Below are 22,392 nucleotides of genomic sequence, written 5' to 3' on the forward strand. Positions count from 1 at the left end.
CCAGCGCCGCCGGTGGAATGACGCATGGCCCGACGCGATGCCCGGCGCGCGCATCGCAGACGGCGGCGCAGGACGCTAGCGTTGATCGGCGGTGCCGGTGCCGCGGCGTGCCCGGCGGCGTGCGTACAGCGAGCGGTCGGCGCGGTCGACCACGGCGGCCAGCACTTCGCCTGCCTGACGCAGCGCCGTGCCCAGCGTGAACTGGATGGGCGCTTCGGCGGCAGCGGCCAGGTAGTCGCGCGCCAGCCTGTCCAACTGCGCCTGGATCGGTTGGTGCAGCAATACCAGGAATTCGTCGCCGCCCAGGCGCACCAGTCGGTCCTGGGTGCGCAACGGTTGGTTGAGGAACCAGGCCATCTGCACCAGCACTTCGTCGCCGCGCTGGTGGCCATAGGTGTCGTTGACCAGCTTGAACTTGTCCAGATCCACCACGATGCACCCCCAGCACCCGCCGGGATCGCGCTTGTCCAGCTCGTCCAGGTAACGGCGGTTGTAGCAGTTGGTCAGCGGGTCGGTGAATGACCACTCCAGCAACTGCTTTTCCTGCTTGTACTGGTTGGTGACATCTTGCGCGTGCGCCAGCACGACGGTGGCATCGGCCTCCACGTCGAGGACGTTGTGGTACTGCCAGTGCCGCAGGCTGCCGTCGCCGGCCACCAGTTCGATCACTCCCGAGTCCTGGCCATCGAGCACCATGCGCGAGAGGTAACCACGCAAGGCCGCATGCCGCTCGGGGCGGACCAGGTCCTCCAGCCGGCACCCCTCCATCTGCTCCACGCTACGGTCGAGCGAGCGCGCAGCGGCAGGGTTGACGCTAATCAGGCGGCCCTCCATGTCGTGTGTGCAGATCAGGCCCAGGCTGTACTGGAACAGTTTGCGGAACTTGCGCTCGCTGGCCGCCAGCGCATCGACCGCGCAATGCCGGTCGGTGACGTCCTGCACTGCGCCGATCAGGCGCATGCGTCCCTGCACATGCTCCACCGACCCGGTGCTGTGCACCCACAGGTGACGCCCGCGAGCGCTGATCAGCGGCAATTCCAGATCCCAGGGGGTGCCATCGCGTAAGCAGGTTTCCACCGCATCGGTAATCACCGCACGCGCTTGCAGCGGATAGAAGCCGATCGCCTCGGTCAGGCTGGGGCGGTAGCCTGGGGGCAGGTCATGCAGGCGGCAGGTCTGGTCGGACCAGGTCAGCGTGTTGCTGGCCACATCCACCTCCCAGCCACCGACCCCGGCGACCCGGCCGGTGCGTTCCAGGAAGGCTTCGCTCTCGCGCAGCCGCTGCTGCAGCTCGTCATTGGCCGCCTGTCGCTCGAGCATCGCCCGGCGCTGCTCCAGACCTTCTGCCGCGACCCTGGCCAGCTGTTCCAGCGCCGCCAGCTGGGCCGGTTCCAGCGCGCGCGGGCGTTGGTCGATCACGCACACCGTGCCCATGCGCAGGCCGTCGGACAACACGATCGGCGCGCCGGCGTAATAGCGGATACCGGGCGCCCCGGTGACCAGGACGTTGTCGTCGAAGCGCGGGTCTGCGGGTGCATCGCGCACTTCCATCACCGCATCGCTCTGGATGGCGTAGGCACAAAACGCCAGTTCGCGCGGAGTCTCGGAGACGCCAGGCAGGCCGATGCTGGCCTTCCACCACTGCCGATGTGCATCCACCAGCGAGACCAACGCGATCGGAGTGCCGGCGATGGCCTGCGCAGCGGAAACCAGGGCATCGAAGAACGGTTCGGCCGCCGTGTCGACCACCTGCAGCGATGCCAGGCGGGCCAGGCGCTCGACTTCGCCGAACGGTGCAGCGTCGCGCGGATTCAATGGGCAGCTCGCTCGGCGAAAGTCATTTTTACAGTCTAGCCGAGCCGGCCGGCACGGTACGGCCGGTCGACTCGCGTTCGACGGCAGCGGCCGGTTCCGTCAACGCCCTGCCCAGCTGCAGCGCGGCGGCCACGTTGCGCGCGGCGCGGCGTACATTGCCGGCCGCCTCGGCCAGCGCCTGCTCCACCGTGCAGGGGCGGTGCACCACGGCGAACATCGCCGCGATGCCATGCGCATGCAGCAGCCCGGCATCGTTGCCCAGGCCACCGGCGATGGCGATCACCGGCTTGGCGTGCCGCTGCGCCAGCTGCGCAACGCCCAGCGGGGTCTTGCCGTGCAGGCTTTGGCGGTCCAGCCGGCCTTCGCCGGTGATGACCAGGTCGGCCTGGGCGATCAGTGCCTCCAGGCCCAGCGCCTGCGCCACGATCTCCACCCCGGGCCGCAGCTGCGCGCCCAGCACGGCCACCAGCGCCGCGCCCAGCCCGCCTGCCGCACCGCCACCGGGCAGGTCATGCAGGCGCAAGCCGAGGTCGCGCTGCAGCAGGTCGGCATAGTGCTGCAGGTTGGCCTCGAGCTGCCGCACCATGTCCGGCGTGGCGCCCTTCTGCGGCCCGAACACCGCCGAGGCGCCCGTCGGGCCAAGCAAGGGGTTGTCCACGTCACAGGCCACCTCGATCCGGCAGTGCTGCAGGCGCCGGTCGAGACCGTCGGTCTGGATCCGCGCCAGCGCGGCCAACCCGGTGCCGCCAGCGCCGATCGGCGTGCCGTGCGCATCCAGCAACAGCGCGCCCAGCGCCTGTGCCATGCCGGCGCCGCCGTCGTTGGTGGCGCTGCCGCCAAGGCCAATGATGAGGTGCCGCGTACCGGCGTCCAGCGTCGCCAGGATCAGCTCGCCCACGCCCGCAGTGCTGCTGCGCAGCGGGTCGCGCGCGGCGGCCGGTACCAGTGCCAGGCCGGCGGCGGCGGCCATCTCGATCACCGCCGTGCGGCCATCGCCGGTCACCCCGAAGAACGCCAGCACCGGCGTGCCCAACGGCCCGCTCACGATGCGCTCCACCACCCGGCCGCCAGTGGCCGCGACCAAGGCCTCTACCGTGCCTTCGCCGCCGTCGGCCATCGGAACCGTGATGTAACTCCAGTCGGGGAATACCTCGCGGAAGCCGGCTTCGATCTGGGTAGCCACCTCCAGCGCGGACAGACTTTCCTTGTAGGAATCGGGGGCGATGACGACCTTCATGGGACGCTCGCTTGAATGGATGCAGGGTTGGTGGCCGCGTCGATACGTGCGTTGTTGCGGCAATGCTGCAGCATGCTCATCAAGCCCAGTCCTTGCCCGTCATGGAAGCTCCGCGATGTCGGAACGGTGACCCATTGACCGTGTTTTCCATGGTGATGTACAGCATGCGCGGCCGACGTGCCTGACGCATCGGTGCAAGGTGGCCAAACGCCGAAGGGCACACAGTAGCGGCCCCCTGCCGCGGCGTGCACAAGTTCAACCCGCGCCACATCGCGAGCGCCGAGCGCTTAGCACTTTTGAAGAATACATTTAAAATCAGTTGCTTCGCGCACGCAGCCGCGCACACTTGCGTGGTCGCCGCCGTCTGCGGCCTGCCCCTACGCATCTCCACGTCCGCAGCATGAAGCAGGTCTTTTGCAGGCGCGTATTGCGTGCGTACATCGCACATCCCCTTTTCGCGAGAATCAGCCATGTCCACTGCATTGCACGCGCTGCACCGCCGCCTGCTCACCGTTGCCCTGATCGCGGCAGGCCTGGGTAGCGCTGCTACCGCCAGTGCGGCCTGTACCGCCGGTAGTTGGGTTGCGCGCATCGATGAGGCCGGCATGCCGCCGGTGCGCTACGAAACCGCGCATTTCGCGTTCCGCTGGAATGGCGACAGCGTCGCCGTTGCCGATGCACGCGCGGCCGGCGAACATATGGAAATGGTCTGGGACACCTTCATCAACCGCCTGCAGTTTCCCGAACCGTTCTGCGCCACCGCCACCAAGTACAAGGCCAACCTGCATGTGGACCCGAGCTTTGGCCTGACCGCTGGCATCTCCAGCAGTGGCGGCATGGCCATGTGGATCGGGCCAGGTGGCCTGCGCGATCACTGGGGTCTGGCGCATGAGTTCACGCATACCTTGCAATATCAGTCCGGCGGTTTGCAGGACTCCCCATACACCGGCTGGATCTGGGAATCGCACGCCAACTGGATGACCCACCAACTGCCGGAATTCCACTCCAGCAACGTGCATTGCTCGACCATGCTGGTGAACTACCCGCATGTCTATCTGGGCTCTACGCGTGATCGCTATTGCAACTGGCAGTTCATGGAGTACCTGAAGGATCGCTTTGGCTACGCCATCATCAACGACATGTGGGGCAAGGCACCGCGCATCGACAATCCCGCGCATCGCAGCGCCGATCCGTTCTCGGTCATCAAGGCCAACATGGGCTGGACGCAATCACAGATGAACGATGTCTTCGGTGACTGGGCCATGCATAACGTCAACTGGGACTACACCAATCCCGACGGCAGCGACCAGGGTGCGCTGTACCGCCTGAGCTATGGCAGCAATCTCTCCTTCGATCCGCAGCAAACCCAGGATTGGAACAACCGCGATCGTGCGCTGCGCATGACGATGCTGGATCCGGTCCCGAGCCAGGCCAATCGCTACCGTGTGCCATTCGAGTGGGCACCGCAACGCTGGGGTTACAACCTGGTGCAGCTGATTCCCGCCAGCGGCGTCAGCAGCATCAAGGTCGCCTTCGAAGGCCAGGTGCAGAGCGCAGCGGCCGTCACCAGCCTGCCTGGCCTGCTCAACGACCCGTCCAGCATCCCCTCGCCGAACTCGGACTGGCGCTGGGGTGTGGTGGCCATCGATAGCCTCGGCAAGGCGCGTTACAGCACGCTGCAGCGCGGCGCCAAGGCCACCCTCACCATGGCGGTGAAGACCAGCGACCGCGCCGTGTATCTGATGGTGATGGGCGCGCCCAGCAGCATGCAGCAGATCAAGTGGGACCAGTCCTACTATGCGATCTACCGCTACCCATGGAGCGTGACACTGACCAATGCCGCGCCGGCCGGGAGCCAGCCCAACGCGCCTACGCCGACCCCGGCCGGCCGCCGTCATGCCAACGGCGGCGGCTGGGTCGCCAACACCGCCAATGTCGCCTCCACCGCTTACGTGGGACCGTCTGCGCGAGTCCTGGCCGGCAACGTGCTGGGCAATGCACGCATCGACGGGCATGCCACGGTGATGGGTGGCACCGTGCAGGGCAATGCCGTGCTGGGCGGGCTGACCGTGTGGCACCCGGGTGCCACCATCGGCGCCAACGCACAGGCGCATACCGTGTTCATGGGCCCCGGCGCGTTCGGTGCGATCAATGTCGGCGGCACCGCGCAGCTGCGTGGCGATGTTGAAGAACAAGGTGCCTCGCCCACCCAGGGCGTGTTTTACGGCTATGTCGATCCGTCCACGATGACCAACCCGGAATTTGGTGCGGACCTGCGTCAGGCGGTACCAGAAATCACCGCACGCCCGGCCGGGTGGTGAGCGCTCGCAGCTGCACTACGCAGCTGCAGACCAGGGTGAGCGACGATGCAGCCAGGCCAGGGATGGCCTGGTGTGCAGATCGGTCCACGCCAAGGACCTCTTCCACCGGCGCCTGCCAACGGGTGCGGATCGGCACGTCTGGTTCCAGCGGCATGCCGGCGATCGATGAAACTGCCGGATGCGCGACGGGGTGCCGGCAGGCTCACCTGTCCAGTTCGGCCAACCGCGCGCGCACGCTTTCCACATCGATATGCTCACGCACGTGTGGCCACTGCCGTGCCCACACCGAGCGGAATACGATCCACGCACCGAACACGCCCAGGCAAGTCGAGCCCAGCGCCAGCAACAGCGGGTGCAGCGGCGAGCTGGCGCCGGTCTGGAACAGGTACATGAAGGCCCCGGAAAATAGCAGCCACATGCCAAACACCGGCCAGTTGCTGGCCAGCAGGCTGGCCTGCGGCCGCTCGATCTGGCGCAGCAAGTGGCGCAAGACCTTGCGTTCGTCTTCGTCGCTGGAGGTCATCGGCGGCCGGCTCCCTGGTTGCTTATCCGCATTGAATCCGTGTGCCGGCCGCTGCGTGGCGCTGCCAAAACCGCAGGCTGCGCAATGCCGGCCCTGCATCGGCAGGCGCGGCTACATCACGCGGCAGAACACCGCCTTGAGGTAACGCGACTCCTGCACATGCGCCATGAACGGATGATCGGGGCCAGCGCCGGCCACCTTGAGGATCTGGATGGTGCGCCCGGAGAAATACGAGGCGCGCCGCAACATGTCCAGAAACTCCTGCTCGGCCACCAGCCCGGTGCATGAGAAGGTGGCAAACAGGCCGCCCGGCTTGACCACGCCCAGCGCCAATTTGTTCATGTCCAGATACTTCTTCAGCGCCGGAATCACCTGCTCGCGGTCGCGGGTCATCTTGGCCGGATCCAGGATCACCACATCGAACTGTTCGCCGCGATTGGCCGCATCGCGCAGCCACGGAAAGATATCGGCCTGCACGAACCTGGGCCGCACGTTATTGAGCTTGGCGTTGCCCTTGGCTATGGCGATGACGTCCTCGTCGATATCCACGCCCAGCACCTCGGCCGCACCGCGCGCGGCCGCATACACCGCAAACCCGCCGGTGTTGCAGCACAGGTCCAGCACGGTCTTGCCGTCCACCTGCTCGCTCAGCCACTGACGGTTGTCGCGCTGGTCGGCGAAAAAGCCGGTCTTGTGTGCGCCGGCCGGGTCGGCGCGGAACTTGATGCCGTGCTCGGTGATGACCGCAGCTTCCGTGGTGGTGTTGCCGTGGAAGTCGAAGCTCTCCTGCTTTTGCACATGTTCGTCGGCAAAGCTGTGGAAGCGGCAGCCCGGGAACTGTTCGCGCAGCGCGTCGTAGATCCATTCGCGGTGGCGGAACATGCCGGCGGCGAAGAACTCCACCACCACCAGGTCGCCATAGCGGTCCACCACCAGGCCGGACAGGCCATCGCCTTCGCTATGCACCACGCGCCAGGCATCGGAGACGCCGTCGAGCTTGAGCCAGTCGCGGCGCAGGCTCACCGCAGCGGCAATCTTGCGCGCGAACCAGCCCGCATCCACCGGCACCGTCTGGTCGGTTTCCAGGATGCGCACGGCAATGCGCGAATGTCCGTTATAGAAGCCGCGGCCGATCCACTCGCCATCCACGCCGACCACCTCGACAATCGTGCCGGGTTTGGGCTTGGCGGCGGGCTTTTCCACCAGCTTCTGGAAAATCCACGGGTGGCTGGAGCGCCACGCATTCTTGAGTCGGACGACGGGGACAGGAGTATTCATCCGCCCATTGTATCCGGCTGGATTGACGTGCCTGCGCCTGGCCCGCAGAATCGGGCCCAGAAGGGGAGTAGCTCCCAACGTTGTCGCCGTCATGACGAGTCCTGCCAGCCAGGCTCCGGTGCAACGGCAACCGGCCCAGCCGGTTGCGAGCGAGACCTTCGCCGCGCAGGCGAAGGTCCGTCACCCGGAATCCACGAATTCCGTGTCACAAGACCTCAGCCCACGCGGCTGGCCCAGGTCGTTTCACTTTCGGAATTTCTTATGCAAACCATTGGCAATGTCTGGTTATGGGGTGGCTTCGCGGTCGTGGTGATCGCCGCGCTGCTGGTCGATCTGGTGTTGATGCGGCACGGCGGCGCGCACAAGGTGACCTTCAAGGAAGCCACCTGGTGGAGCATCGGCTGGGTGCTGCTGGCGCTGGCCTTCAATGCCGGCCTGTGGTGGTACCTGCAGGGCAGCATGGGCGATGCGGCCGCCGACCGGATCGGGTTGGAGTTCCTCACCGGCTACCTGGTGGAAAAATCGCTGGCGGTGGACAACATCTTCGTGTTCCTGATGGTCATGACCTACTTCGGCGTGCCAGAGGAACAGCGCCAGCGGGTCCTGATTATCGGGGTGCTGGGCGCGATTGTCCTACGCGCGATCATGATCTTCGCCGGCTCGCTGCTGCTGGCCAAATTCCACTGGCTGCTCTATGTGTTCGGCGCGTTCCTGCTGCTGACCGGCATCAAGATGTGGTTCTCCGCCGGCAAGGAGCCAGACCTGGAAGCCAATCCGGTGCTGCGCTGGATGCGCGGGCACCTGCGCCTGAGCCCGCAGTACCACGGCAACCTGCTCAGCGTGATGAAGGATGGCAAGCGCTGGTTCACGCCGCTGTTCGTGGTGTTGATCCTGATCGCGGTGATCGACGTGATCTTCGCGGTGGACAGCATCCCGGCGATCTTCGCCATCACCACCGACCCGTTCATCGTGCTCACCTCCAACGTGTTTGCAGTGCTGGGCCTGCGTGCGATGTTCTTCCTGCTGGCCGGCATGGCTGACCGCTTCCACCTGCTGCCGTACGGGTTGGCGGTGATCCTGGTGTTCATCGGCACCAAGATGATGATCATCGACCTGTACAAGATTCCGGTGTTGGTGTCGCTGGCCGCGGTGGTGGCGATCCTGGTTGCGACCATCGTGCTGAGCCTGCTGCGCCCGCCCAAGCCGGCCGGGCACTGAGGGGCTGGGAATCGGGAATCGGAAATCGGTACAGTCCGTTCCGCGTGCGCTGCTGACAACCATGCGCACCGACCATCTCGACAGGTCTTGCCCGCCCACCGTCGCGGGACCTTACGCGGCATGGATGCCGCGTAAGAGCTTACATGGACGTACTTGCAGCGTGTCCCGCGATGGTGGGCGGGCAAGGGCCCTGCAGCAGAGCTGCAGATCGGACGGAAGGGAACTTTACAGATGGCGGATGGCGCGGCACGTGCGCTGTCACGCCTCACCCACTTGCGTGATGTGCGGCTGACTACGCCAATGATTCGGCAGCGGGATTGGATTATCCCGCTGCCGGGCCTGCTTATCCCGAGCCGGATAGGCTTGTAAAAAATTCGCGCGCCGCCATCCGTGAGTGCATGACAACGCATTTTCTCGCCCCCGATGCCGCCACCCAGAGCCGCCTGGACCGCTCGCGGGTGCTGCGTGCCTTCAACCTCAGCCTGGCGGCCGTATTGCTGCTGGTGGCCGTATTCACCGCGCAGGGCATGTTCGACTGGCGCGCCTGGGCGGTGGCGCCGCTGCAAGCCGACGGCCTGATCGGCATCCTCACTGCCCCGCTGTTGCACGGCTCACTCGCACATCTGGGCGCCAATGCGGCCGCGCTGCTGATCCTGGGCACCCTGGCCGGCAGCGTGTACCCACGCGCCACCGTCCTGTCGCTGCCGCTGCTGTGGCTGGGTTCGGGGCTGGGCGCGTGGCTGCTGGGCGAGCCCGGCAGCCGCCATCTCGGCGCCAGCGGCATCACCCACGGGCTGATGTTCCTGGTGTTGGTGCTGGGCCTGCTGCGCCGCGACCGCCCGGCGATCGCCACCAGCATGATCGCCTTCCTGTTCTATGGCGGCATGCTGCTGACCATCCTGCCGCACGAAGCCGGCGTGTCCTGGCAATCGCACCTGGGCGGCGCGGTGGCCGGCCTGATCGCCGCTCTGCTGCTGCGCCTGCGCGACCCGCAGCAAGCCAAGCCACGTTACAGCTGGGACGACGAGGACGAAGATGCTGCCTGGGAAGTAAGCAACCCCGAGCACGCGATGCTGGAACCGCCGCCACCGCGGCAGGTGCCGGTGCTGTGGCAACGCCAGGAAGACGGCTCTGACAACGTGGTGCTGCAGTTCCCCCCACGCGAACGGCCACCAGGAACGTAGGAGCGCGCCTGAGCGCGACGGGCGTTACCGGAAGGCAACGCGCGCAAGCGCGCTCCTACGGACCGCATGGCGTTTAACGCGTTGCACGCTCGCTCAAGGCACGCCGCGCCAGGCCCGGATCGTCGGCGAAGAACGCATCGATGCCAGCATCCAGATACGTCTTGAGTTCGACCAATGCACCTGCGTCGTTACGCTCGGTCACTGCACCATTGCTGCGGTTGTCGGCGGCCAGGAAATAATTCTCCGGACGAAACGTGTACGGCTGCACCTGCAGCCCGGCCGCATGCGCGTCGTGCACCAGGCTGGTTGGCGTGCCCAGGCGTTGCTGCGCATCTAGCGGGATGATGCTGCGGATGTCCGGGCCGATCGCATCGGCATACGTGGCGACCTGCTTCAGGCCGTCGGGCGTGAGCATCTCCCCGTAGGTCTTCGGCGCCTTGCCTGGGCCGGCATCGGGCAGCGGCATCTGCGCGCCGCCCAGTAACTGCAGCAGGCGGATGGTGCTGGTGCGCCCGATCTTGCTGCGCAGATAACGCAGATTGCCGGTCTCGAACGACTGGATCACCACCGGTGCGGTCTGCGTATAAGCGTGTGCCTGCAGCGTGGCCAGCACCTTGTCTTCCATCGGCAGGCCGAGCGCCTGGAAGTAGCTCGGATGCTTGATCTCGGGAATCAGCCCGACGGTACGGCCGGTGGCGGCCGACTGCGCCGCAACGAAATCGATGATCTCGTCGAAGGTCACGATCTGAAACTGGCCATCCCAGCGCGTGCCACGCAACTGCGGCAAGCGCTCGCGTGCGCGCAAGGTCTTCAGTTCGGCCAGCGTGAAGTCCTCGGTGAACCAGCCGTCCATCGCCTGGCCATCGATGGTCTTGCGGGTCTTGCGCGCGGCAAATTCCGGATGGCTGGCCACATCGGTGGTCCCGCCGATCTCGTTCTCGTGGCGTGCCACCAGCACACCATCTTTGGTGGACACCAGATCCGGCTCAACGAAATCCGCGCCATCGGCAATGGCTTTGGCGTACGAGGCCAAGGTGTGTTCCGGCCGCAACGCGCTGGCGCCACGGTGCGCAAAAATCTGCACCGTCCTGGCCAACGGTGCCTCGGCAACCGCCGGGTCGCTCATGCCAACCATCATCGCTCCCACCAGCCAGATACGACCGAACTGCATCATGCCTATCTCCAACGAAGAACAGCTACCGAATCGACGCAGGCCGCCAGGCGCGCCTGGCCAATGAGCAACGCAGGAGGTACGACTGTACATCCCACGTCCACCGCATCGTCCGCACCTGCCCGACAACCACGCAAGACGTCTTGTTGACCACTCTAGCCGGCCCGCGTCGACAGACCTCGGAAATCAGAAGTCAGTGAGCAACAGCAAAACCCGCTCTTGCGATTCCCGATTCCCGATTCCCATTCTCAGAACTTCGCGTCCAAGGTCAAGAACACCTGCCGCGGCGCACTGGCGTGGAAGGCCAACTGCCGCCCATTCGGATCGCTGTTGGCGAACGCGGTGAGGTTGGAGGCGTAACGCTTGTCGGTGAGGTTGGTGACATTGAGCGAGAGCTTGAGCGCCTGCAACACGCCGACCTGGCCGAATGCATAGCCGGCGCCGGCATCGAACGAGGTGTAGCCGCCAAAACCTTGGTCGTTGGTGTAGGTATAGAAGCGCTCGCCGGTGTACTTGCCGCGCAGGTTGAGGTTCCACCCTGCGTAGTTGAAGGCGATTTCGCTGGCCAGCATGCGCTTGGGGGTGTCCACCGTGGTCTTGCCGGCGGTGGGAATCACCACGCCGTTCTGCACGTAGTTGTCGTCGTAGGTGGAACGGTTGATCGAGGCCGAGTTGTACCACTGCAGGTAGCTGGTCGGCTTCCAGATCACCGTCAGCTCACCACCACGGCTGCTCACCGAGCCCACGTTGAAGAAACGCGTGGTGCAGGCCGGCGTGGTGCCCTGCTGGATGCTGGCGCAGGGGTTGAGCGAGAGCAGGCGGTTGTCGAAGGTCACGTCGTAGCCGACCAGCGAGGCCTCGAAGCGGTCACGCACGAAGCGGTAACCAGCTTCCAGCGTGCACGACTTTTCTGGTTCCAGCGCGCCCACGCTGGCATCGAACGACGCTTGCGTCACCAGCAACGGGCCACCGGCACCACCGCCCTGGAACGCGGCGATATTCTCCGCGTACGAGGCAAACACTTCCTGGCCCTCAGCGATGCGATAGCCCAGCCCGATCTGCGGCAACACCGATTCGCTGGCCTTGAGCGAGCCGGTCGCCACCGGCGCTTCCACCGCCACGCCCGGCGTCTCGCGCGCGGTCATTTCGGTGCTCGGGCTCTTGATGCCCAGGTCCAGGCTCAGGCGCTCGTCGAGGAACTTGAAGTTGCCCTGCACGTAGAACTGCCGCGTGGTGATGATGTAGTTCTGCGAGAACAGCCGGCGATCGGGATTGCGCAGGAACGTGTCGTCGTCCACCGGACCGGTGATCCAATAGAAATTGCGCTCCACGTCATGGTGGTTGCGCTCGTACCACAGCCCGGCTTCCAGATGATGCGGGCCCAAGTCCCAGCCCAGCGAGGCGATGCCGCCGGTGCGGTTGATCCAGTAGTTGGTGCTGCGGATGGAGATCGGCAGTGCCTGCGGCGTGCCAGGATTGGAGGCCTGGCCCGGCGACCACCAGTGGCCCTGGCCCTTGTTTTCGTGGTGATAGACCTGGGTGTGCAGGCTGATCGCATCGTTGGGCTGGAAGTCGCCGGCCACGTAGAACAGGTCGTCGTCACGTAACGCGCGGCTCTGGTAGTACGCATCGTCGATGTTGTCCACCCCGCCGCTGAAGCCGCAGCGCGCCGCATTGCGTGTGGCCGGCGCGCAGTACGCCGCTGCCAGGGCGCGGTTCCAGTCCGGCGCGTACAGGTTCCAGTCCCAGCCCAGGCCGCGTGCCATGCCGCTCTTGGACAGATAGGAATAATCCGCCTGCGAAGTGCGCGAGGTGTCGGCAAAGGCGGTCAGCTTGCCGCCATCGAACTGATACACACCCTTGGCGTTGAACTGCCGCGTGGTGGTGGGCGATTCCGGCCGCGCCCACATGTCGGCGGTTGCCTGGATCCCCGACAGATACGCCGAAAAGCCGTTGTAATCACCGGTGTCCACGCGCAGGAAGGTGCGGCGGTTGGCATCCGAACCCACGGTCTGCGACACCTGCCCACCGAATACGCTGGACGGATCGGCCGAGTAATACTGGATGGTGCCACCCAGGTTGCTGGTGGACGCGGTACCCAACGCACCGATGCCCGAGGCCAGCTCCACGCCACCGAAGTTTTCCGCGATCAACGCGCGGCTGATGTTGAGGCCGTTGTAGTTGCCATAAGCGTTATCGCCCAGCGGCAAGCCGTCCAGCGTGTAACCCAGGCGCGTGCCGTTGAAGCCGCGCAGGCTGATCGTCTGCGACTCTTCGTTGGCACCGAAGGCATCGTTGGATTGCACGTTCACACCCGGCATGCGGTTGAGCAGCTTCTGGATGCTGGTGCCCGGCGGCAGCACCGGGATGTCCTGGGCGGTGATGCGCTGCACCTGGCGGGTTTCGCCCTGCCCGATCACCGACACCGCATCGAGCTGCTGCACGCTGTCCGCGGCGGCGGCATCGGCCGATGGGTCGGCAGGCGTATCGGCCGCCTGCACGGCCGGCGACAACATGAGCGCGGCGAGCACGGCAGCACTGAGGAGATGGGTCTTGGGCATGGGCGGCGTGGGGGAAGAGTCAAAAGATGGCGGCAAGCGTGCGACAGCTGTCTTGCGTCGACACGACGACCAGATGACAGTTCCGCGACAATCGGTGCGCATGCCGCGCCGCAGCTGCGTTGCGCTGGCATGCAGGTGTCATCTTCGCGTCGTAATCTGCGAACTCTTCCCGTCTTGCCGTTCCGAGGAGTTGCCCATGTCCCACCGCATCGCACGCCGCTGGCAACCCACGCTGGCAGGCGTCGCCATCGCCACGCTGCTGCTCGGCAGCGGCATGGCCGGTGCGCGGCAACCGGCAGCGCCGGCAGGCTCGGTGATCGCCACCGATGCACGCGGCTACCTGGACACGCCACAACTGCCCGACAGCCTGCGCCTGGTTCCGCCGCCGCCGGCAGACGGCAGCACCGCGCTCGCCAACGACGAGGCCATCGCCAAGGCCATGCTTGCCCTGCGCGGCACCCCGCGTTGGGATCTGGCCACGCAAGATGCCGTGCTGCGCTTTCCCGCCGCTGCCAACACCTTCAGCTGCGCGCTCGGCGTGCAGGTCGACCAGGCCACCACCCAGCACCTGCTGCGCCTGCTCGAGCGCAGCATGCGCGACGCCAGCAGCAGCACCAGCGCCGCCAAGGCGCACTACCAGCGCCAGCGTCCGTTCATGCGCAACGCGCAGCCAACGTGCACCCCCGACGACGACGCCAGCCTGCGCAAGAACGGCTCCTACCCCTCCGGCCACACCGCCATCGGCTGGGCCTGGGGGCTGATCCTTTCGGAGATCGCGCCCGCCCGGCGCGATGCACTACTGGCACGCGGCCGTGCCTTCGGCGACAGCCGCCTGGTCTGCAACGTGCATTGGCAGAGCGATGTCCTGCAGGGCCGCATCATGGGCGCGGCCACCGTCGCCGCGCTGCACGACAACTCCGCTTTCCAGAACGACCTGGCGGCGGCGCGCAGCGAGATCGCCAAGGCCAAACCGGCCCCCGCCGCCGCGTGCGCTGCGCAGCAAGCGCTCTTGCAGACGGCATTGCCAGGCGTGATGTAACTGCGCTCAGCCAGGCGGCGGTGGCTCCTTCGGCCAGGCCGCCCCGATGGTGCCATCGTCCTGATCCACGGCCGCGTGCCGGTCACGCGGCACTGCTAGCAGCCTTGCCGGCCGATCAGGAATGACAAGACGCCAGGCCGTCTCAGCGTCACTACGCCATCGAAAAGGCCCGCAAGCGGCCACACCGGCATGCCCTCCATGCCGAACAGATCCCAGTAGCGCCTCGCGGTCAGACTGACTGCGCGGCGCTGGGGCGGCTCTCCCGCATGCAATCCCCGCTAGCCCTGCGCGCCTGTGGACAGACGTGCGCGCACGGTCGCATTCCTGTCCGGACATCGTGTCCCGAGCACCTTTCAGGGTGGCCGTACAGCATCTTGGCTGCGTTTTCATGTTCTGGAAGTGTCGTTTTGTGCTGCTGATTGCCAAACGATGACAGTCCTGTAAATCTCGGGTTAATCTTCAGCCAGGCTTCAGGAAATTTTTCCTGCTGCCCGGCTGGCGATCCTGTCGTGCCGATCAGCCTGCCCTTCCCTCACAGCTTTGCAGTCCAGCGGTCTTTTTCAGGAGAGAGAAATGACGCGTTACGCCGTTCGTCGCCCGTTGTCGCGCAGCCTCATGCACCGTGCCCTCACCCTTGCGTTGGGCGTGTGTGTGGTCGGCGGGGTCAACGCCCAGAGTGCAGTCGGCTCGATTTTCGGCAACAGCCAGCCTGGGACCACGATCGCCATCCAGAGCCCGCAAACGGGCGTGAGTCGTTCGATCACCGCTGCTGCGGACGGCCGCTTCACCTTCAGCCAGTTGCCGCCTGGTCAGTACGTGGTGACTGCCGACGGCGTCACCCGCGAGGTCGAGGTCAAGGTCGGTAGTGGCTCGCAGGTGGTACTCAGCAACACCGCCACCACCCTGGACCGTGTCGAAGTCGTGGGCGCCAAGGCGTTCAATCCCATCGACGTGTCCTCGGTGGAATCCACCACGGTGTTCACTGCCGAGCAGATGATTTCGCTGCCGGTGGCCAGCGATGTGTCGTCGGTCGCGCTGCTCGCGCCTGGCGCAGTGCGCGGCGACAGCGGTCTGGGTGCGGGCAATCTCGCCTCGTTCGGCGGCTCCTCGGTGGCCGAGAATGGCTATTACATCAACGGCTTCGACGTGACCAACATGCGCACGTTCCTGTCGTTTGCCAATGTGCCGTTCCAGGGGATCGGCCAACTGCAGATCAAGACCGGCGGCTATGGCGCAGAGTATGGCCGCTCGCTGGGCGGCATCGTCAGCATCGTCACCAAGTCCGGCTCCAACGATTGGCATTACGGTGCAAGCGTGGAATGGGAACCCGACTGGGGGCGTGCGGCGGGCAGGAACGTACGCGAGCGCGATCCCGACGCATCCGACCCGCTTTACCAGTACCGCAGCGACAATCGTTTCGATAGCACCATCTATTCGGCCTACGCCAGCGGTCCCATCATCAAGGACCGATTGTTCTTCTTCGCCATGGCAGAAGGCCGCAGCGAAACCGAAGACACGTTCAATGCATTGACCAGCCAACGCACCCGCGACGACACCCCGCAAGGTCTGGTCAAGCTCGATTGGTACATCAACGACAGCAATCTGGTCGAATTCACCGGCATCTACAACCAGGCCAAGACCAAGTACCACACCTACGAGTACAACACCGATGCCAACGGTGAGAACCGCTACAACGTTGGCCGGCATGAAGCGCCGATCGAACAGTACGAGATGGAGAACGGCGGCAAGGTCGGCATCCTCAAGTACACCGGCTATTTCACCGACACCTTCACCTTGTCAGCGCAGTATGGCTACTTGAGCAACCTGATCGATTCCCGCCTGCCGGCCAATCCCGCCGCTGGCGACTGCCCATGGGCCTACAGCTTCGGCCTGACCACCAGCGTGCTCGATCGGTACATCGGTTGCAATCCAGGCACCATTTCCACCATCGCCGACCGCAACGCCGAGCCAGACGAAGATATCCGCAAGGCGTTTCGTGTCGACGGCGAATGGGTGCTGGGCGAGCACCGGCTGCGCTTTGGCCTGGATCAGGAAAAATATGAATCCAGTCACCGCGGTCAGACCTATGCCGGCGGCATCAACTGGGCGTACTACCTTGTACCGGGTAACTCCGTGGCCACCGGTGCATTCGCCGGGCAACCCGGACGCACCGTCAACGGCCAACTGGTGCCGCGCGGCGCGCTCTACGCGCGTTCGCGTGTCTTCCAGAGCAGCAGTTCCTCCTATGAGAACACCAATAGCGCGTTCTACCTGGAGGACAACTGGCAGGTCACCGACAACTTCCTCGCCGTACTCGGTCTGCGCGGTGAAAAGTTCGAGAACAAGAACGGCGACGGCATTGCCTGGATCGAGTCCGATTACAAACTCGCCCCGCGCCTGGGGTTTTCCTGGGATGTCCTGGGCGACTCCAGCCTGAAGCTGTTCGGTACCGCGGGCCGTTACTACATTCCAGTGGCCACCAACTCCAGCATCCGCGCCACCGGCGCAGAATCGACGGTGTCCAACTGGTACTTCGTCAATGGCTGGAGCGAAGCCGACGGTACACCCGTCGGACAGGGTGCGCAGATTGGTCAGACCCAGACCAACGGGTCGCTCACCGCGCCCAATCCGGCATCGGTGGCATCCACCACGCTCTCGCCGATGTATCAGGACGAAATCATCCTGGGTGGCCAGCTGCAGCTGACGGAAAACTGGATGGCGGGGGCGCGCATGATTCGCCGCGAAGTGAAGTCCGGCATGGACGATACCTGCACCACCAATCCGTGGATCGACTGGGCCGCAGACAACGACTACCCGGACTTCGATCCCAGCTCGGTGCCCAATTGCTATTTCCTCAATCCCGGCAGCGACGTCACCATCAATGTCGATCTGAATGGTGATGGCCAGTTGGAGTTGGCCACGTTGCCGGCGTCGTATCTGGGTCTTCCCGAGTATCGCCGCATCCATACCGCGCTGGAATTCTTCTGGGAACGCACCGGCGACAAGTTCAACTTCCAGGGCTCCTACACGTTCGCACGCACCCGCGGCAACGTCGAAGGCTACGTCAATTCAACGCTGGAGCAGGAAGACGCCGGGCTCACCCAGGACTTCGACCACCGCTTGTTCACCGACGGAACCTACGGTCCAACACCCAACGACCGGCAGCACACGCTCAAGCTGTTCGGTGCCTACAACCTCACGCCGGAGTGGCAGTTCGGTGGAAACCTGGTGCTGCAGTCCGGGCGCCCGGTCAATTGCCAGGGGTATATCCCCCTGGAAGGCATCGCACAGCCGGACCAGGGCACGCTGACCGGTTACAGCGGCTCGAGTTTCTACTGCCTCAATGCCCAGGGCGACCGCGTGCTGCGTCAGCGTGGCGACGAAGGACGTACCCCATGGACCTGGACCTTCGATCTGGCGGCGGCCTATCTTCCCAACTGGGCCGACAACAAGCTGCGTTTCAAACTCGATGTGTTCAACCTGTTCAACAACCACCGGGTGACCGAGTACAACGAGTTCAGTGAAGCCTCGCGCGACGTCATCAGCCCGAACTATCTGAACGACGGTAACTACCAGACACCACGCTCGTTCCGATTGACTGCACGCTACGATTTCTGATCGGGCGGCGTACCGACGGTGACCAGGATCCGGCCTCGAAAGAGGCCGGTTTTTTTGCAGGACGACACGGCAACGATGAAGCCCAAGGAGGCAGCCACCACGCCGGGTCACTTGCCGATACAGAAGCTCGAGAAAATTTGACCGAGCAGCTCGTCGACACTCATCTTGCCGGTAATCTCGCCCAGTGCAGCGTGCGCCAGGCGCAGCTCTTCGGCGGCCAGTTCGAGCTGTTCAAAACCCAGCTCCAGGTCGGCGGCATCGGCGTGCTGTTCGGCGCGGCGCAGCGCTTCCACATGGCGCGCGCGCGCGGTGAACTCGCCTTCCACGCTGTCGCTTGCATCGCCAAGCGCCAGCTCGCGCAGACGGGTGTGCAATTGCTCCAGCCCGTGCCCGGTGATGGCCGAGATCGCAATCGCGTCGCCGCCCAACGGCGTGCTGTGGGCCAGCAGATCGCATTTGTTGTGAATCCACAATTGGCGCGGCACCGCATCGATGGCATCGCCGATCGCATCGCGCGCCGCCTGCGGGTCGCGCGCATCCAGCACCACCAGCGCCAGATCGGCACGTTCGAGCTCGGCGCGCGCGCGGCGCATGCCTTCGCGCTCGATCGCATCGCCGCCTTCGCGCAGGCCGGCGGTGTCGACCAGGGTCAGCTCGAAACCATCGAGCTGGATGGCTTCATGCAGGGTGTCGCGGGTGGTGCCGGCCACATCGGTGACGATGGCGCGCTCGCTGCCGGCCAATGCATTAAGCAGCGAACTCTTGCCGGCATTGGGCGGGCCGATCAGTACCGCATGCAGGCCATCGCGCAACTTGCGTCCGCGTTCTGCGTCGCCCAGCAGCTGCGCCAGCGCTGTCCGCGCCTGCTGAAGCCCGTCGCGCACCTGCGAGCCCCCCAGGGTGTCCAGTGGCTCGTCGGCGAAGTCGATCGCCGCCTCCACATGCACGCGCAGTCGCGTCAGTTGCGCACTTACCGTCTCGATACGGCGCGAAAACACGCCATCCAGCGAACGCCGCGCGGCACGTGCAGCGCGCACGTCGCCGGCGGCGATCAGGTCGGCGATGGCCTCGGCCTGGGCCAGGTCGAACTTGCCGTTGAGGAAGGCCCGCTCGCTGAATTCGCCCGCGCGTGCCTGGCGTGCGCCCAGCGCAACGCAGCGCGCCACCAACTGACGCAACAGCACCGGGCTGCCATGGCCTTGCAGCTCCACCACCTCTTCCCCGGTAAAGCTGCGTGGCGCCTTGAACCACAGCACGATGCCATCGTCGATGACCTCGCCCTGCGCATCACGAAAGCGCGCGTACTGCGCCTGCCGCGGCTGCAACGGCGCAATGCCCAACCCCATGGCGATCAGCATTGCCTGCGGCCCGGACAGGCGCACGATTCCCACGCCACCGGCTCCGGCAGCACTGGCGATGGCAACGATGGTGGAGGTGGAAGACGACATGCGCACTGCTCTGAGATGGATTGAAAAAGACAGCCGTGGCGGTGCGGCGACGTGTTGCCGGCAACGGCAGCAGGCCGATACCCGGGTCCTTGGTGAATCACGCCGCCGTCCCGGGGCGGGTTTTCCAGGCGAGAGTTCGCCGCAATGCGTCAGCTGGGTTGAATCACAACGACTGCCGCTGCGTGCTCACCTGCTTCGCACCGCTGCTCTGCAGCTGCAGATACGTGGAGTACGCCTTGTGCGCCGTCCCGCGATTGCCGGTCTTGGCATGGGCATTGCCAGGATCGAGATAGGTCACGGCGGGCAGGAGGATCTTCAAAGTGTTTCCAGCCAATGCGCATGCACAAGGCCCGCCTTGCGGCGGGCCTTGGTGAACTTACTTGGCGTTGGCCTGGATGATCTTGCTCGGCTGCTCGCCGTGCTGGCGGATCATCCACCACTGGATCAACAAGCCCAGACCGCCGTTGACCACCCAGTACAGCACCAGGCCGGCCGGCATGAAGGCCATCATGACGCCGAACACCAGCGGCATGAACTGCATCATCTTGGCCTGCATGGGGTCCATGCCCGGGGTCGGGGTCAGCTTCTGCGTCGCCCACATGATGGCGATGTTGAGCACCGGCAGGATGAAGTACGGGTCGCGCGCGGTCAGGTCCTGGATCCAGCCCAGCCAGGGCGCCTGGCGCAATTCCACCGATTCCACCAGCACCCAGTACAGCGCGAAGAAGATCGGCATCTGGATCAGCAGCGGCAGGCAGCCGCCCATCGGGTTGATCTTTTCCTTCTTGAACAGCTCCATCGTCGCCTGCTGGTACTTGACGCGATCGTCGCCGTAGCGCTCCTTGAGCTGGGCCAGACGCGGCTGGAAGCGGCGCATCTTGGCACCAGATTTGTACTGCGCGGCCGACAGTGGATACAGCGCCAGACGCAGCAGCACCACCAGGCCGATGATAGCCCAGCCCCAGTTGTGCAGGAAGCTGTGCAGGTGGCTCAGCACCCAGAACAGGCCCTGGCCGATGATGGCCATGAGCGAGAAGCGGCTGTAGTCGACCACCCGGTCCAACCCCTTCACGTCTTCCTTGGCGATCTGGCTGACCAACTTGGGACCCACCCACAGGCGTGCCTCGGTGCTGGCGGTCTGGCCCGGCGCCACGGTGAAGGCCGGGCCACGCAGCTCGGCCACGTCGCGCGGGCCGTCCTGGGCCAGCACGTACAGCGAGGCCTGGTCCTTCTGCGGAATCCATGCGGTAAAGAAGTGGTGCTGCAGCAGCGCCACCCAGCCACCGGTGATCTGGCGGTTCAAACCGCCGTCGTCCATGTAGTCCTTGAACGCGCGGCGCTCATAGCCTTCCTGCGGGCTGTACCAGGTTGCCCCGTTGAAGCTGAAGGAGTCCGGGTTGGTCATGCCGCGGCTGAGGATGGTCGGCACCCGGCTCAGCTTGCGGAACACGTAGCCGTTCCACGCCGCACCGCTCTTGTTGATGACCTCGTCCTTGATCGAGATCGCATAGCGACCGCGTTCCAGGGTGAAGGTGCGGCGGATCGACACGCCGTTGGGGCCATTCCAGATGAACGGCACCACCAGGCTGTTCTGGCCCTTGGCCAGTGCGAAACTGCTACCCGGCTGTTCGGCGCGGAAGCCGCCCATGCCCGGCACCGGCGAGTGCTCGCTGGCCCAGCCGCTGGTGGCGTTGTACGGGTGCGCCGCATCTTCGGTCAGCAGGCTGACCGGTGCAGTGCCGTCCTTGGTCTGCGGAAACTGCAGCAGCTCGGCATCCAGCACGCTGCGGCCATCCAGCTTCAGGCGCAGCACGTCCGAGGTGACGGTCACCACCGGCGCGGCACCGGCGGCGGCCGGCGTCGCCGTGGTGGTGCCGATGGACGGCACCGCGCCCGGGGCGCCGGCCTGCGGGATGGCCTGTGCGCTGGGCACGTTAGCGGGCGTGGCCGCCGCATCCGGATCGCGCGCGGCCGGCACCGATTGGGTGGCCACCGCAGCGGGTGCATTGGCGGCCGCCTTGTCCTTGCCCCACTCCATCCACAGCAGCGCCGCGACCATCAGCCAGGCAAAGATCAGGAAAACACGGGTCTGGTTCATCGGGCAGCAACTCGCTCAGTCGGAACTAGCGTTCCGGCTCTGTCGGGGAAAGGGAGGATGGGTGCATCGTCCTGGCGGGCGGCATTGTGCCGGGCGCAGCAGGCAGGGGCAATGCACCGGCACGGCGCAGCAGGCGCACGAAGGCATCGCGAATCTGTGGATTGGTCGCCTTGGCGGCTGCCGAACGCGCCACAATCACGTAATCGCCGCCGGCCAGTTCGGGCAATAGATGGCGCATGGCATCGCGCAGTACGCGCTTGATGCGGTTACGACCCACCGCGCGGGTATCGACCTTGCGCGACACCGCCATGCCCAGGCGCGGCGGCGTGTCGCCGGTTCGCCAGTGCAGGCTGAGCAGCGGATCGGAGGTCCGACGCGCGGTGTCGAAGACAACCGTATATTGCGCACGCGTACGAACCCGCGCAGAGCGAGGAAATCGCCTGCACGGGTTCGATGCGTTCACGGTAGGGACTGCCTCGGCCGCAGGGAGCGGCGCGGCAATCAAGCGCTCAGGCGCTTGCGGCCCTTGGCGCGGCGGCGAGCCAGGATCTTGCGGCCGTCGGCAGTTGCCATACGTGCGCGGAAACCATGGTCGCGTGCTCGCTTCAGGTTGCTGGGTTGGAAAGTACGCTTGGTGGCCATGGGGCCCTCTGCATGAATGGAAACGGTGAACCGGCAATTTTAGACGCCTGATCCAGGCCAGGTCAACTACCCGCTTGCGCGGCCGCGATGCACATGACCGCAGCCTGTGGATGGATCTGTGAATAAGTCTGGGAAAAGCCGGCCTGCGGTGCTAGGCTGGTCCATCCTTTTTTCACTTCCGGGCTGCGTGCACGGCGCCTTGCTGCGCGCCGCAGCCAGCAATCGATGATGACACTTTG

Annotated in this window: 18 protein-coding genes; 5 read left to right on the forward strand and 13 right to left on the reverse strand. The window is 65.3% G+C overall.

What is annotated here, in order from left to right:
- Nucleotides 1-75 precede the first annotated feature (75 nt).
- From ACCQ13_RS20335 to ACCQ13_RS20345, 3 genes are all read right to left on the reverse strand, one after another.
- Nucleotides 76-1,815, reverse strand: a complete 1,740-nt coding sequence (locus ACCQ13_RS20335; protein ID WP_104603286.1) for a sensor domain-containing diguanylate cyclase — start codon at nt 1,813-1,815, stop codon at nt 76-78.
- A gap of 28 nt (nt 1,816-1,843) precedes the next feature.
- Nucleotides 1,844-3,052: a glycerate kinase gene (locus ACCQ13_RS20340; RefSeq protein WP_159407881.1), complete on the reverse strand. Its 1,209-nt coding sequence runs from the start codon at nt 3,050-3,052 to the stop codon at nt 1,844-1,846.
- A gap of 79 nt (nt 3,053-3,131) precedes the next feature.
- Nucleotides 3,132-3,524, reverse strand: coding sequence for a hypothetical protein (locus ACCQ13_RS20345; protein ID WP_104603288.1), 393 nt, complete (start codon nt 3,522-3,524; stop codon nt 3,132-3,134).
- Between ACCQ13_RS20345 and ACCQ13_RS20350 the strand changes: the two genes are divergently transcribed.
- Nucleotides 3,523-5,373 carry an Svx/AvrXca family virulence/avirulence protein gene (locus ACCQ13_RS20350; RefSeq protein WP_159407882.1) on the forward strand — a complete coding sequence of 617 codons (1,851 nt, stop codon included), beginning with the start codon at nt 3,523-3,525 and terminating at the stop codon, nt 5,371-5,373. The genes ACCQ13_RS20345 and ACCQ13_RS20350 overlap by 2 nt on opposite strands.
- Here the strand turns inward: ACCQ13_RS20350 and ACCQ13_RS20355 are convergent.
- The 3 genes from ACCQ13_RS20355 to ACCQ13_RS20365 all read right to left on the reverse strand — a co-directional run bounded on the left by ACCQ13_RS20355 (nt 5,348) and on the right by ACCQ13_RS20365 (nt 7,174).
- Entirely contained in the window at nt 5,348-5,527 is a 180-nt protein-coding gene (locus tag ACCQ13_RS20355; RefSeq protein WP_104603290.1) for a hypothetical protein, read from the reverse strand. The genes ACCQ13_RS20350 and ACCQ13_RS20355 overlap by 26 nt on opposite strands.
- Nucleotides 5,528-5,575: 48 nt before the next feature.
- Nucleotides 5,576-5,896: a hypothetical protein gene (locus ACCQ13_RS20360; RefSeq protein ID WP_104603291.1), complete on the reverse strand. Its 321-nt coding sequence runs from the start codon at nt 5,894-5,896 to the stop codon at nt 5,576-5,578.
- Nucleotides 5,897-6,007: 111 nt separating this feature from the next.
- Nucleotides 6,008-7,174, reverse strand: a complete 1,167-nt coding sequence (locus ACCQ13_RS20365; RefSeq protein WP_104603292.1) for a class I SAM-dependent rRNA methyltransferase — start codon at nt 7,172-7,174, stop codon at nt 6,008-6,010.
- Between the two features lie 261 nt (nt 7,175-7,435).
- Here ACCQ13_RS20365 and ACCQ13_RS20370 point away from each other — a divergent pair, with 261 nt between their 5' ends.
- Nucleotides 7,436-8,392: a TerC family protein gene (locus tag ACCQ13_RS20370; protein WP_104603293.1), complete on the forward strand. Its 957-nt coding sequence runs from the start codon at nt 7,436-7,438 to the stop codon at nt 8,390-8,392.
- A 398-nt stretch (nt 8,393-8,790) separates the two neighbouring features.
- Nucleotides 8,791-9,576: a rhomboid family intramembrane serine protease gene (locus tag ACCQ13_RS20375; RefSeq protein ID WP_104603294.1), complete on the forward strand. Its 786-nt coding sequence runs from the start codon at nt 8,791-8,793 to the stop codon at nt 9,574-9,576.
- Nucleotides 9,577-9,649: 73 nt separating this feature from the next.
- Here ACCQ13_RS20375 and ACCQ13_RS20380 read toward each other — a convergent pair whose 3' ends face one another.
- Together ACCQ13_RS20380 and ACCQ13_RS20385 are read right to left on the reverse strand one after the other, a co-directional pair.
- Nucleotides 9,650-10,750, reverse strand: coding sequence for a glycerophosphodiester phosphodiesterase (locus ACCQ13_RS20380; protein WP_159407883.1), 1,101 nt, complete (start codon nt 10,748-10,750; stop codon nt 9,650-9,652).
- Between the two features lie 245 nt (nt 10,751-10,995).
- Nucleotides 10,996-13,308, reverse strand: coding sequence for a TonB-dependent receptor (locus tag ACCQ13_RS20385; protein WP_159407884.1), 2,313 nt, complete (start codon nt 13,306-13,308; stop codon nt 10,996-10,998).
- Between the two features lie 196 nt (nt 13,309-13,504).
- On the opposite strand from ACCQ13_RS20385, the gene ACCQ13_RS20390 reads away from it, so the two are divergent.
- The gene (locus ACCQ13_RS20390; RefSeq protein WP_159407885.1) at nt 13,505-14,347 is read left to right on the forward strand and encodes an acid phosphatase; all 843 of its coding nucleotides are present in this window, start codon (nt 13,505-13,507) and stop codon (nt 14,345-14,347) included.
- A gap of 573 nt (nt 14,348-14,920) precedes the next feature.
- Nucleotides 14,921-17,965 carry an outer membrane beta-barrel protein gene (locus ACCQ13_RS20395; RefSeq protein WP_159407886.1) on the forward strand — a complete coding sequence of 1,015 codons (3,045 nt, stop codon included), beginning with the start codon at nt 14,921-14,923 and terminating at the stop codon, nt 17,963-17,965.
- A gap of 107 nt (nt 17,966-18,072) precedes the next feature.
- On the opposite strand, the gene mnmE is transcribed toward ACCQ13_RS20395, so the two are convergent.
- The 5 genes from mnmE to rpmH form a co-directional block, all read right to left on the reverse strand.
- Nucleotides 18,073-19,413 (reverse strand): tRNA uridine-5-carboxymethylaminomethyl(34) synthesis GTPase MnmE, encoded by a 1,341-nt coding sequence (gene mnmE / locus ACCQ13_RS20400; RefSeq protein WP_159407887.1) that lies wholly within the window; start codon nt 19,411-19,413, stop codon nt 18,073-18,075.
- A 163-nt stretch (nt 19,414-19,576) separates the two neighbouring features.
- Nucleotides 19,577-19,732, reverse strand: a complete 156-nt coding sequence (locus ACCQ13_RS20405; RefSeq protein WP_158251444.1) for a hypothetical protein — start codon at nt 19,730-19,732, stop codon at nt 19,577-19,579.
- A gap of 57 nt (nt 19,733-19,789) precedes the next feature.
- The gene (yidC, locus tag ACCQ13_RS20410; protein ID WP_104603299.1) at nt 19,790-21,511 is read right to left on the reverse strand and encodes a membrane protein insertase YidC; all 1,722 of its coding nucleotides are present in this window, start codon (nt 21,509-21,511) and stop codon (nt 19,790-19,792) included.
- Nucleotides 21,512-21,536: 25 nt separating this feature from the next.
- A complete protein-coding gene (rnpA, locus tag ACCQ13_RS20415; protein WP_104603300.1) occupies nt 21,537-21,974 on the reverse strand; it encodes a ribonuclease P protein component in 438 nt (145 codons plus the stop codon).
- A 38-nt stretch (nt 21,975-22,012) separates the two neighbouring features.
- Nucleotides 22,013-22,153 carry a 50S ribosomal protein L34 gene (gene rpmH / locus ACCQ13_RS20420; protein ID WP_002805908.1) on the reverse strand — a complete coding sequence of 47 codons (141 nt, stop codon included), beginning with the start codon at nt 22,151-22,153 and terminating at the stop codon, nt 22,013-22,015.
- Nucleotides 22,154-22,392: the final 239 nt, after the last annotated feature.

Origin of the sequence: Xanthomonas sp. NCPPB 1638 (assembly GCF_041475635.2) — a bacterium.
In the GTDB taxonomy this organism is placed as follows: domain Bacteria; phylum Pseudomonadota; class Gammaproteobacteria; order Xanthomonadales; family Xanthomonadaceae; genus Xanthomonas; species Xanthomonas cucurbitae.

Bases quoted from the DNA above. Each gene is read 5' to 3' on its own strand.
- ACCQ13_RS20340 (WP_159407881.1), bottom strand. From the start codon at position 3,052: ATGAAGGTCGTCATCGCCCCCGATTCCTACAAGGAAAGTCTGTCCGCG.
- ACCQ13_RS20350 (WP_159407882.1), top strand. From the start codon at position 3,523: ATGTCCACTGCATTGCACGCGCTGCACCGCCGCCTGCTCACCGTTGCC.
- ACCQ13_RS20345 (WP_104603288.1), bottom strand. From the start codon at position 3,524: ATGGCTGATTCTCGCGAAAAGGGGATGTGCGATGTACGCACGCAATAC.
- ACCQ13_RS20355 (WP_104603290.1), bottom strand. From the start codon at position 5,527: ATGCCGCTGGAACCAGACGTGCCGATCCGCACCCGTTGGCAGGCGCCG.
- ACCQ13_RS20360 (WP_104603291.1), bottom strand. From the start codon at position 5,896: ATGACCTCCAGCGACGAAGACGAACGCAAGGTCTTGCGCCACTTGCTG.
- ACCQ13_RS20365 (WP_104603292.1), bottom strand. From the start codon at position 7,174: ATGAATACTCCTGTCCCCGTCGTCCGACTCAAGAATGCGTGGCGCTCC.
- ACCQ13_RS20370 (WP_104603293.1), top strand. From the start codon at position 7,436: ATGCAAACCATTGGCAATGTCTGGTTATGGGGTGGCTTCGCGGTCGTG.
- ACCQ13_RS20375 (WP_104603294.1), top strand. From the start codon at position 8,791: ATGACAACGCATTTTCTCGCCCCCGATGCCGCCACCCAGAGCCGCCTG.
- ACCQ13_RS20380 (WP_159407883.1), bottom strand. From the start codon at position 10,750: ATGATGCAGTTCGGTCGTATCTGGCTGGTGGGAGCGATGATGGTTGGC.
- ACCQ13_RS20385 (WP_159407884.1), bottom strand. From the start codon at position 13,308: ATGCCCAAGACCCATCTCCTCAGTGCTGCCGTGCTCGCCGCGCTCATG.
- ACCQ13_RS20390 (WP_159407885.1), top strand. From the start codon at position 13,505: ATGTCCCACCGCATCGCACGCCGCTGGCAACCCACGCTGGCAGGCGTC.
- ACCQ13_RS20395 (WP_159407886.1), top strand. From the start codon at position 14,921: ATGACGCGTTACGCCGTTCGTCGCCCGTTGTCGCGCAGCCTCATGCAC.
- mnmE (WP_159407887.1), bottom strand. From the start codon at position 19,413: ATGTCGTCTTCCACCTCCACCATCGTTGCCATCGCCAGTGCTGCCGGA.
- yidC (WP_104603299.1), bottom strand. From the start codon at position 21,511: ATGAACCAGACCCGTGTTTTCCTGATCTTTGCCTGGCTGATGGTCGCG.
- rpmH (WP_002805908.1), bottom strand. From the start codon at position 22,153: ATGGCCACCAAGCGTACTTTCCAACCCAGCAACCTGAAGCGAGCACGC.